Here is a 6,970-nt window from a genome sequence, read left to right on the forward strand (position 1 = left end):
GCTGCCGGGCCTTCTGGAATTCTCTCGGTTCTTTCGGCGTGCGCCCCTTTTCATGAGCAACGCCAGAGCGAGATGATGGTGCGCCGGAGCATAATCGGGCACGAGCGTGAGGGCTATCCGAAACTGCTCGATAGCGGCGTCGAGGTCTCCCTTCTTCACTTTCGAATTCCCGTGCTCGTGGTGAACATGGCCACCTGCACATTTGATTTCCCCTTGTTCAGCCGGACCGCTTCGGAGAACTCCTGTTCGGTACCTCGCGTTGTCCCGTTGGCTGAAGCAGAGCGCCGAACAAATTGCGAATTTCAGCACTGTCGGGTTTGAACCGCGCGGCGGTGCGATAGGCTTCCAGCGCTGCCGTGAGATCACCCTTCTGGCGGAGCGCCATTCCAAGCGTGGCCTGCATCTGAGCATCGTTCGGCTTCAATGCGAGAATCTTACATAAGACCATTTCGGCTTCAGCCAGTTTTCCATGCTGAAGGTAAATCATTTTAAGCCCCTGCTAGGCCTCAACCAGACCGCGTCGGAGAGTGGGGGCTTGCTCAAGCGCGGCCTCCGCGTAGTTGCTTTCGGCCTTAAGGCCAACTCCGAGTTTATAGTAGACGTCTGACGAGGCTGGGTCCTTTTCGATGACGGAGCGGGAACTCCGTCATGTCGCTGTCGAAATCGCCTTTCTGAGTGCGATGGCAAGGTTACGGCGAACATCGAGATTGCTAGGATACGCCCGGAGGATGGGGCGAGATTCGGCGATGGCTCCGACCCCTTAATTACCAAAATGCCTCGGACTTGCGCCCTCGGCGGCTCTACGCATCGGACGCATCACGAAGGGACAAGGAGGAGACTCCGATAGACGGTCTCGAACTGGTCGGCCATGCGCTCGGCCGTGAAATGGGCGGGTAGGAGATCGGGTGCACCGGTTAAGGTGAGAGAGAGGGCCTCTATCACTGCCTCCGCGAGACTCTCGGCCGAGTTCGAAGCCACACGCACGGGGCAGCCATATTGCGACAAGGCGTCGGCAATGCCCGTGCGTAACAGGACAACCGGCTTGCCGGCCGCCAGTGCCTCCAGCGGGACCAATCCAAACGACTCATAGGGTGACGGAGAAACGATCACATCTGCTCCCGCCATCACCTGCGTGGCGTCCTCGGGTTCGCTGGTGAAAAGGATGCTCCCGGAAGATCCGTTTTGTGCTGCCAGGGACTTGAGGCGACGCAAATACTCCTCGTTGGCTCGAATTCCATGCGTCCGACCGAGAAAAACAATCTTCGCGCGGGGACACTGACCGAAGATTAAGGGCGCTGCCTCAACGAGAAGCTTTTGATTTTTCCCCGGCATGATGTGCGATGGACAGAGAATGACCTTCTCATCATGTGGAGCAACAAGCCGTCGCCACTCCTCGGCCCGGTGGCGGTCGCCAAAGCGCTCGCGGTCAATTCCATTTTCGATGACCGTGAGCTTGCTCTGGCAGGATGGGAGTGCCGATGCCAGGGACGCATGGACGATGACCACGCGGGCAGCCAGATGGGACACGACCGCTTGCCAGCCCCGGTAGAGCCAGTGGGGATACGAGCCCGGAGCTTCGTGAATGTGGTAGACGGCGGGTACATTATTCGTTCGAGCAGCCATGCCCCCCCAGAGGGTATACAGGCAATTGACGTGAACTACATCTGCCCGCCAATCCCTGATGATCCGGGCTAATCGTCGCACGGTGGGGAAAAATTCCACGTGGTGCTGAATGATTACGCGGAGCGACCGACGGGGGACCCTCATCGGGACGCAGACATACTCGCCGATGTCCTCCTTCAGGATGCGCGTCAGTGGGCCTTCACCGGGAAGGACCGCGAGGGTCGTGTGTCCGCGACCCCGAAGATATTTCGCCAGCGCCCCAAGGATGCGACCGGCGCCGTTCAGATGATCGCTCGGATGGATCAGGAGGATTCGCATGATTGGCTGTGGCGATCACGTGCCTCCGGTGCATTGGGTCCGAAGGTGAGCGCCTGTCGAAAGACTTCCCAGTCTCGTCGCAGCCGCGTTGGGTTTGTCCCCGTGAGCGCCCGAAAGAGATCGAGCGTGACCATCCGCAGACACATGATCGCGGCAACGGCGACTCGAAAGAAAACCACCGATCCCTTCCCCGAATGCTTGGCGAAATAGCGAATGTTGGATCGAACCGCTTCGACCTCCCGTCGAATCTCATCCTGACGGCTGCTCGCACCGTGATGGTGGATGAGACGAACATCCGGAGCACAGGCGATGACGTATCCGGCATGACGGATTCGCTCGACCCAGTCGGCATCCTCGCAGTAGAGGAAGAACCTTTCATCGAGCAGACCAACCGTATGGAGAATCTCCCGGCGGATCATCATGGCGGCACCGGAGATGGACTCCGTCTCGTAGAGCACCGGGGATGTTGCGCTCGGTTTCGAGTTCAAGCGTGGGCCCAGATGGAGCGTCCCGGTGCCTCGACGGGGGATGCAATATTGCGCAAGCGTCCTCCAGAGCGTCTTCGCTCGAGTGGCGGAATACGACTGTGTTTGCCCATCGGCATAGATCATCCGAGGCCCTACGGCCCCGACCTGCGGGTGCGCATCCAGGGCATGAACCAGCGCCGTCAGCGCATCCTCGATAAGGAGCGTGTCACTGTTGAGTAGCATGATGTACCGCCCCCTGGCCCGCACCAGCGCCGCGTTACAGGCGCGGGCAAATCCGACGTTGGACTGCTGCTCGATGAGGATGACCTGAGGGAAGGCGTGGCGGATCATCTGGGGACTTCCATCACGCGAGCCATTGTCAACGACGAAGACTTCGAACTCAACCCCTCGCGTCCACTCAAAGAGCGAGCCGAGACAGGCGAGCGTCATCGGACCCGTGTTGAAACTGACAATGACCACCGATAGGTCGAGCATGGTCATGTGCGCGATGCGGCTTACAGTCTTGAAGATTATAGCGACTGTGGCTAACATTTCCCAGGAACGTCAACGGAAGCTTATGCCGAGGTATCGAGAAGCGCATACATATCGGAGTGAACGGCTGAGCCTGGATTCACCGGCTTTGCTGGAGTACGCGCGGTTTGAGCTGTCGCATCGTCGGCCCCTGCGCTTTCGCATGTCGGGAACGAGCATGCGCCCCACAATTGATGACGGGGATGTCGTTACAGTGGAACCGATTGATGCCACCACCTTGCAGGTCCACGATGTTGTCTTTTACGTCTCGGCCAGTGGCGTCCCTCTCATCCATCGAATCATTGCCTTCGAGAAGCGTTCGGGGGGCACATACATCGTCACACGAGCGGATCATGCCGAACTGGCCAATGCGCCCGTACCGCTCGCCCAGGTTCTCGGTCGGGTTATCGCCGTGCAGCGGCACTCGACCGGTCGCATTATATCCCTCAAACCAAGACCCTCGGTCCTCTCCCGATTGCGGCGGTGGGTTAAAGGACTCTTCTCCCGCAAGGGGCATTAACGGGCCTGTTCGCTGCGGGTCATTCTTCGCATTGGTCAGTGGACCCGTGCAATTGTTTTGGCACCGCTGAGAATCGCCCTAACTACTCCGTCGTTTGTCCGGCAGGTCCCCGCACACCTGCGCAGTCCTCTTTCCGACCTATGTCGCCATTGTTCGGCCAGCCTCCGCGTTTACATCAGGGGACAATCCGAAGCGAGGGGCTGTTTACCAGGAAAATGGAAGCCTCATCGGGTGAGGCATTGGATCTCTCCAGCCGAGCCATGCCACCCGAATAATCCACATGATGACCAGGAGGGTGAGACCGAAACGGACAACGTAAGGGTGACGGAAAAACTCATCCATTCGCTCGACTATTGACCTGAGTCGCCGGGCTGGACGGGAACCTCTGTCGCTGATACAGATGGATATGATGCCTTTCGTCCAGCTCCCGACGAGGATCAAAGCCGCCATTGGGCCAAGTGGATGAAAGTAAACGGCCTCTTCCCATCGTCCTTTCATAAAGGCGCACACCGAGCGCGTCATCCCGCAGGCGGGACAGGGCAGACCGGTCCAGTGATGAAAGAGGCACACGGGAAATGAGGGACCATTCGATGGATCGTAAAAGAAGGCCCCAATGATGAGGCCAGTCAAAAAAGTCAGGCCGACCATCTCTTCCAGGCGGTAGCGGTTGTCGTTTTTGTGCGATGACTCCATCGGTAGTTGGCTAGCGTTGCTCCCAAAACCCCTGTCGGCGTAATGCCTGCCAGAGTTTGTTCAGCTCGTTTTGCACGAGCGCCATGGCCACGAGCACGAGTGGCGGGAAGCCGTAGCTGAAAAGAGCTAACAGGAGACAGATGACGGGCAGCTCGCTTGTCGGTAGTCGCAACCGTCGTTTGACCCCGTTAATGAGCGACGGATATTTGTAACCGAGATAAACACCCCAGACCCCACAGGTCGCCAATGTCAGCAGTACATCCACGATGGGATGAGGCTCATCTTCAGGTGAGAGCCGACGGATATCCCGCCCCATTTTATAAAGCCAGATGACCCCATAGGCGCCGCAGGTGATGAGTGTAAGCAAGAGCGCCCATCCGATGCTCCGCTCCTGGCCACTGACACCGAAGAGGGGAGGGAACATCGTCGCCGGAGGATACGACTCGGTGCGCCAGCCAGGAGGCGGGGTATAAGGCGCCTCAGCTTCAACGACCGGTGGAGGCCGCAAGACGCTCTGGTAGCCGCTCGAGGCAAGATCTTCAGGCGAACGGGGTAGAGGAGCCCCACAGCGAGTACAAAATTTCGCTCCCTCCCGTACCCGCGCGCCGCAGTAGTGACAGTTCATGGGTCCGCTCCGTGAGCGACGCCAATCATGTCACAAAACGAATCGGGGAACAAGCACGTGCGGTTTGAAGTTGATTCGAGCGTTGTGAAGCTCTTCCGGTTTTCCCGGCCAGACATTATAGTTCGTAGCCGTGAACGATTCAGTGAATGTCATGGAGCGAAAGGGATTGCACCTGCTTGCCGGTGCGTGGCGCGCAGGCGGCCTGACGGGATTTTGGGCCCTTCTGCTGCTGGCGGTGGGACTACGCTTTTTCCATCTGACCACCAAAAACCTGTGGTTCGACGAAGCCTGGTCCTGGTATGAATCACAGAAGGCCATTGTGCCCATTATCGAAGAGAGCGCGGCCGACATCCATCCTCCGCTCTATCACCTGCTGCTCCGATTCTGGACGATGGCCTTTGGCCAGAGTCATCTCGCGCTCCGCATGCCTTCGCTCGTGGCGAATGTGGTCACGCTCGTCCTCGCATTCTTCATCGCTCGCAAAGTGATGTCGGAGCGGATCGCTCTTCTCACGCTCTTTTTCCTCACCATCTCGCCTCATCAGGTCTTCTATGCCCAGGAAGCACGAATGTACGCGCTCGTCACGGCGTTTTCGCTGGGCGCCACGTTCTTTTACCTGCGGTTGATCGAGGATTGGCGCTTCCGACGCGGCGACTGCATTGGCTATGTCCTCTGCACGACGCTGGCCCTCTATACCCATAATTTCGCCTGGCTCGTTGCGGGAGCTGTGATGCTTCACTTCCTGGTGAGCCTCCGTGAGCGCGTGCGGATGGAGCAGCCGATCGGGCCTCTTTTGCGCCGCTGGATCACTCTCCATCTGGTGATTCTGTTGCTCTTCTCGCCGTGGATCGGTCCCTTTCTCTTTCAGGTTGGAACCCGACCCCGACAGGGATGGCGCCGGCCGCTGACGATGGCGGGCGTTTTTCTCGAAGACCTTCTCTTTTTCGGGAAGATGATCGTGGGCTACTTTATCTTTCCCCATCAGGTGGGAGAAGCACTGCGCGATCTTCTGCGCGATCCATGGAGTGGTCGTCGGCTCGGCAGCGCGCTGAGAGTGCTTTCGCTCTATCCGGTGGCAGTAATCAGTTCTCTCATCCTGCTTGTGCGCGGGACGACGATGGCTGCGAGCAACCGGATCATCCCGATTCTCTTCTGGGTCCCGCTCGGTGCCGTGACCGGCCTTTTGCTCGTCGTGAAGCAGGGGAGCGATCTCGGTCGGTATCTCCTGCTCATTAGCCCGTTCTTTTTTATGCTTTTGGCGGCGGGAATAGACCGCGTGAGGTCGCTTTATGTGCGCGTGTTCGTCATCATGGCGATCAGCCTGGCCATGCTGTCGGGCCTCATGCGACATTATCAGGTCAGAAGCCACGATAGCGATTATCGGCCCGTCGCCTCCATCATCAGGGCTGAGGCGCGAGCGGGTGACCGGATCCTTGTTGATCCTGTCTACATGGGACGGTGCCTCCGTTACTATCTCCGCGAGGCTCCCCCGGGAACGGCTCTCCTCGAGCATCCGTCGCTTTCGCCCCTCATTCAAAAGCGCTTGGCGGTACCGGGCGCCGAACGGATCTGGCTCGCCCTCGATTACCGGTCGAGTCTGTTTCGTGCCCGGACTGACCAGATCGTCCTGTCCCGCGCGCCCTGGAAGGTCATCCGTGACGAACGATTGCCCGAGAAATCACCGCGCGTCCGGCTGATCTTACTGGAGCGAAGCGACCTTAGTCGCTTATGATTTCCCGCGACCGAGGGAGTATTATGTCACGAACGAGGACGGATGAATCTGTCCATCCAATGGGCTTTGTCGAGGAGGTTTAGTGATGAAACGATTGGCGCTTTTGCTTCTCGTGGTTTTGGTCCCGTTTGGTCCCATTATCGGATCGGGTGGGATAGGTGAAGGCTATGCTCGCCCTGAAATGCTGGTCGAAACCGGCTGGCTGGAGGCTCATCTGAACGATCCCGATGTCCGGGTCGTTGACCTTCGTTCGGCGAGTGCCTATGAGCGCGGGCATATCAAGAATGCGGTACTGCTCGACGAAACCATGTTGCGCAACGGAAACGAAGAGCTTCTCTATCTTCCTTCGGCGGCAGACGTTGCGGCGGTGATGAGCCGGCTGGGAATCAGCAATTCAACCCACGTCATCGCTTACGATGATGCGGGAGGGATCCGCGCTGCTCGACTCTGGTTGGTGCTCG

General features: G+C 58.6%; 9 protein-coding genes. 3 read left to right on the forward strand and 6 right to left on the reverse strand.

Annotated features, from left to right (window positions below; genetic code table 11):
* Positions 1–217 precede the first annotated feature (217 nt).
* From VNM72_10500 to VNM72_10510, 3 genes are all read right to left on the reverse strand, one after another.
* On the reverse strand, positions 218–487 hold the full coding sequence (locus VNM72_10500; GenBank protein HXF05829.1) for a tetratricopeptide repeat protein: 270 nt from the start codon (positions 485–487) through the stop codon (positions 218–220).
* Positions 488–816: 329 nt separating this feature from the next.
* Positions 817–1,941, reverse strand: coding sequence for a glycosyltransferase family 4 protein (locus VNM72_10505; protein ID HXF05830.1), 1,125 nt, complete (start codon positions 1,939–1,941; stop codon positions 817–819).
* Complete coding sequence (locus VNM72_10510) at positions 1,926–2,909, reverse strand: glycosyltransferase family 2 protein (protein HXF05831.1); 984 nt, start codon at positions 2,907–2,909, stop codon at positions 1,926–1,928. The genes VNM72_10505 and VNM72_10510 overlap by 16 nt, the downstream gene beginning before the upstream one ends.
* A 76-nt stretch (positions 2,910–2,985) precedes the next feature.
* On the opposite strand from VNM72_10510, the gene VNM72_10515 reads away from it, so the two are divergent.
* Positions 2,986–3,459: a hypothetical protein gene (locus tag VNM72_10515; GenBank protein ID HXF05832.1), complete on the forward strand. Its 474-nt coding sequence runs from the start codon at positions 2,986–2,988 to the stop codon at positions 3,457–3,459.
* Between the two features lie 204 nt (positions 3,460–3,663).
* Here VNM72_10515 and VNM72_10520 read toward each other — a convergent pair whose 3' ends face one another.
* Genes VNM72_10520 through VNM72_10530 form a run of 3 tightly spaced genes read right to left on the reverse strand, consistent with a single transcriptional unit; the run spans position 3,664 to position 4,930 of the window.
* Complete coding sequence (locus VNM72_10520; protein HXF05833.1) at positions 3,664–4,152, reverse strand: DUF2752 domain-containing protein; 489 nt, start codon at positions 4,150–4,152, stop codon at positions 3,664–3,666.
* 10 nt (positions 4,153–4,162) lie between these two features.
* Positions 4,163–4,777: a DUF4234 domain-containing protein gene (locus tag VNM72_10525; protein ID HXF05834.1), complete on the reverse strand. Its 615-nt coding sequence runs from the start codon at positions 4,775–4,777 to the stop codon at positions 4,163–4,165.
* 30 nt (positions 4,778–4,807) lie between these two features.
* Positions 4,808–4,930, reverse strand: a complete 123-nt coding sequence (locus VNM72_10530) for a hypothetical protein (GenBank protein ID HXF05835.1) — start codon at positions 4,928–4,930, stop codon at positions 4,808–4,810.
* On the opposite strand from VNM72_10530, the gene VNM72_10535 reads away from it, so the two are divergent.
* Positions 4,929–6,509 carry a glycosyltransferase family 39 protein gene (locus VNM72_10535; GenBank protein HXF05836.1) on the forward strand — a complete coding sequence of 527 codons (1,581 nt, stop codon included), beginning with the start codon at positions 4,929–4,931 and terminating at the stop codon, positions 6,507–6,509. The genes VNM72_10530 and VNM72_10535 overlap by 2 nt on opposite strands.
* 85 nt (positions 6,510–6,594) lie before the next feature.
* A partial coding sequence (locus tag VNM72_10540) for a rhodanese-like domain-containing protein (GenBank protein HXF05837.1) occupies positions 6,595–6,970 on the forward strand: 376 nt, incomplete at its 3' end.

Source organism: Blastocatellia bacterium (genome assembly GCA_035573895.1).
In the GTDB taxonomy this organism is placed as follows: Bacteria; Acidobacteriota; Blastocatellia; order HR10; family HR10; genus DATLZR01.

Excerpts from the sequence above, each read along its gene's own strand:
- VNM72_10500 (HXF05829.1), bottom strand. The coding sequence starts at position 487 with ATGATTTACCTTCAGCATGGAAAACTGGCTGAAGCCGAAATGGTCTTA.
- VNM72_10505 (HXF05830.1), bottom strand. The coding sequence starts at position 1,941 with ATGCGAATCCTCCTGATCCATCCGAGCGATCATCTGAACGGCGCCGGT.
- VNM72_10510 (HXF05831.1), bottom strand. The coding sequence starts at position 2,909 with ATGACCATGCTCGACCTATCGGTGGTCATTGTCAGTTTCAACACGGGT.
- VNM72_10515 (HXF05832.1), top strand. The coding sequence starts at position 2,986 with ATGCCGAGGTATCGAGAAGCGCATACATATCGGAGTGAACGGCTGAGC.
- VNM72_10520 (HXF05833.1), bottom strand. The coding sequence starts at position 4,152 with ATGGAGTCATCGCACAAAAACGACAACCGCTACCGCCTGGAAGAGATG.
- VNM72_10525 (HXF05834.1), bottom strand. The coding sequence starts at position 4,777 with ATGAACTGTCACTACTGCGGCGCGCGGGTACGGGAGGGAGCGAAATTT.
- VNM72_10535 (HXF05836.1), top strand. The coding sequence starts at position 4,929 with ATGGAGCGAAAGGGATTGCACCTGCTTGCCGGTGCGTGGCGCGCAGGC.
- VNM72_10530 (HXF05835.1), bottom strand. The coding sequence starts at position 4,930 with ATGACATTCACTGAATCGTTCACGGCTACGAACTATAATGTCTGGCCG.